Source organism: Pseudomonas sp. K5002, assembly GCF_013386655.1.
In the GTDB taxonomy this organism is placed as follows: Bacteria; Pseudomonadota; Gammaproteobacteria; order Pseudomonadales; family Pseudomonadaceae; genus Aquipseudomonas.
The window spans coordinates 1-1,021 of the sequence record NZ_JACARK010000433.1 but is presented as its reverse complement, the minus strand read 5'-3'; the positions used below and the strand labels follow the sequence as shown (position 1 = coordinate 1,021).

The following is a 1,021-nucleotide window of genomic DNA, read 5'->3' as shown; positions in this document are numbered from 1 at the left end:
CTTCGGTGACTTCCCGGGCGGTCAGTGGCCCGGCCAGCCATTGGGAATAGGGTTCCTTTTCCACCAGGCCACGGTCCCGCAGGCGCATCAGCGCTTCACGCACCACCGCGCGGCTGACGTTGTAGTGCTCGGCGGCGGCCTGTTCATCGAGGCGATAATGCCCGAAGGCGATACAGGTCGAGAGCGCTGCGCCGATTTCCTCGACGATGCGCTCCCCCAGTGGCCGGGTGTCCACCAATTCATCTTCACCGTTGAGGCCCAGGTGCGCATGGCTCAGGGGCAAGCGCAGCGGCTCCATCTCCAGGCCGTCGGGGTTGATCAGGTAACCCCGGCCATCAAAGCGGCAGATCAGTCCTTCGTCATGCAACAGGTTCAGCGCCTTGCGCACCGGCACCCGGCTGGTGCCGAACAATTCGGCCAGCGGCGCTTCCAGCAACACCAGGCCATGGCGGGCGGTGCCGTGGGTGATGGCGTCGCGCAGAACCTGGTGAATCATCGCGTAACGGGAAGCCGAGGCTGACACTGCTTTCATCGGGCTCTCTGGAGCAAACGGGTCGGTGGCCGGGGATTCTCTCATAGTTGCGCCTGTCACTCTGCGCCACGTCGGTGGCACTTTTTTGGGGCCTTCAGAGGGTTGATGTTACTTTTCTGCACCAAAATGTATTTATTAATAAAAGATACATTATTTCATTCCTGGCGAGCCTTAAACACCAGCCGATATTTCTTTTAATGCCTGAAACCCATCTAGCCCGTGGATCTGCTCCAAAGTGCCAGGTGTGGCAACCGAGCTGTCCACAAGACTGGCACGAAAGCTGCCTTTGTAAAATGTACATTTTATTAATATATACATTTTTTAAAGGTCGTTCCCATGTCAGACGCCACTTCAATGGCCGAGGATTTCGCCAGCGGTCGCAGCGACCCGGTGCAGGTCCTGGAACAGGCAATTGCCCACGCGAGCATGGCCCCCGGCGTGTTCATCTCCCTGACCGCCGAGCGCGCTCGCCGTGAGGCCGAAGCGTCG

General features: G+C 59.0%; 1 protein-coding gene and 1 pseudogene. One reads left to right on the top strand and one right to left on the bottom strand.

Translation table 11 applies throughout. The features are described from left to right. A partial coding sequence (locus tag HX846_RS19685; protein ID WP_178965945.1) for a GntR family transcriptional regulator occupies positions 1-532 on the bottom strand: 532 nt, incomplete at its 3' end. Between the two features lie 336 nt (positions 533-868). On the opposite strand from HX846_RS19685, the pseudogene HX846_RS39645 reads away from it, so the two are divergent. Continuing rightward, a pseudogene (locus HX846_RS39645) lies at positions 869-1,021 on the top strand (amidase); the annotation flags it as partial.